The sequence below is a fragment of the Streptomyces beijiangensis genome (assembly GCF_017315755.1).
Taxonomy (GTDB): domain Bacteria; phylum Actinomycetota; class Actinomycetes; order Streptomycetales; family Streptomycetaceae; genus Streptomyces; species Streptomyces beijiangensis.
This window is the reverse complement of sequence record NZ_JAFLRJ010001086.1, coordinates 1-1,685: the sequence shown is the minus strand read 5'-3', so window position 1 is coordinate 1,685 and position 1,685 is coordinate 1. Positions and strand designations below refer to the sequence as shown.

Annotated in this window: 1 protein-coding gene; it reads left to right on the top strand. The window is 71.0% G+C overall.

The window, feature by feature from the left end:
- On the top strand, nucleotides 1–1,626 hold a 1,626-nt coding region (locus J0695_RS40660), incomplete at its 5' end, for a beta-ketoacyl reductase (RefSeq protein WP_206969826.1).
- Nucleotides 1,627–1,685 lie beyond the last annotated feature (59 nt).

Here is a 1,685-nt window from a genome sequence, read left to right as displayed (position 1 = left end):
GGACACGACAGCGGCGCGGTCACCGCGACACTCCTGGCGGCCCAGGCCGTCGCCTCCGCGACCACCACCCCGCCGCGCCTGTGGCTCATCACCCGCGGCGCCCAGGACCCCGACCACTCCCGGGCCCCCCACCAGGACCAGGCCGCCGCATGGGCACTGGCCCGCGTGCTCGCGATGGAAGCACCACGCACCTGGGGCGGCTGCATCGACCTGCCGGCACGCCCAAGCGCCCCGGGCCTGCCCGAGGAGGAGTACAACACCCTCGCAGAGCACATACTGGCGGCCTCCGTCCCACCCCTTGGCCCCGTCGAGGACGAGCTGAGCCTTCGCAACGGGCTCTGGTACGCCCCGAGGCTGGGCAAGGCCGCCCCCCTGCCGGCCGTGCTGGCACCGCTTCGCTGCCGCGAGGACAGCTGGTACACCATCGTCGCCACCCCGTCACCGGCCCACCGCCCCCTGGCAGAACACCTGATCGCCGCCGGCGCACACCAACTGCTCTTCATCCGCGACACCACCACCGGCACACCGCCCGAACCCGACGAAAGGTGGATCAAGGAACTCACCACCACCGGCACCACCATCAAGGTCATCGACCTCACCCCCGCCGAGAGCACCCAGGACACGCTCGCCAGAGCAACCCACGGCAAACCGATCGCCGGCGTCGTCATCGCCCCCACCCCCCTGCCGGCCCGGCCGCTCACCACCACCGCACCGCACCACCTCGCCGCCGCACAGGCCACCATCGATACCGCGACACACGTGGAACGAGCCCTGCACGGCACCCCGCTCGACTTCTTCTACGTTCTCAGCTCGGCGGCCGCCGCCTGGGGAGCGACCGGCATGGCCGTACCAAGCATGATCGACGGAGCCCTGACCTCGATGGCCGCCAACCGGTCCGCCGCCGGATACGCCGCAGCGGTACTCCGCTGGATGCCCCGGACAGACACCGGCGAACTGACCCGCCGCGACCAACTGATGATGGAGAACAGCGGACTGACCCCACTGACGGCCGCCGACGTCACCCAATCCATGGACGTCCTCCTGCGCGCCGACTACCAGGACGCAACCGTCGCACGGGTCGACGCCTCCCGGTACGCCGCATCCTGCCGCACCCAGACCGACCGCGGATTCCTCGACCTGCTCGGCCGGCCCGACACAACCCACCAACAGGACACGGCCGAGCAGCCACCCACGACCATCCCCCCGCTCGTCACGGAACTACTCGCCCTCGACCCCGGCCTGCGCGCCGACCGGCTGCTCGACACCGTGCTCCTGCACGTGACCGACGTCCTGGGGGAGAGCTCCGGGCGCGAAGTCAGCCCCGACCGCGGCTTCTTCGAACTCGGCATGGACTCCATCATGGCCGTCGCGCTCAAGACCCGCCTCGACGACGTGATGGGCATCGATCTCCCGGCCACCCTGACCTTCGAGTTCCCCACCGGGCGCGCACTGGCCCAATACCTCCTCGACGGCCTTCCCACCGCGACCACCCCACAACCCGACCCGACGCAGCCCTCGATCGAAGGCGCAGAGGACGCACTGGACGACATGTCGGACGACGAACTGATGAGCCGCCTGCTCGCCGGACTCGCCACCTCCGAGCAACTCCTCGGAGAGGAGAGCTGAACATGCCCGCACCGCCCGGACACACCCCTGCCCCCACCCCGCCCGGCGCTCCGGGCGGG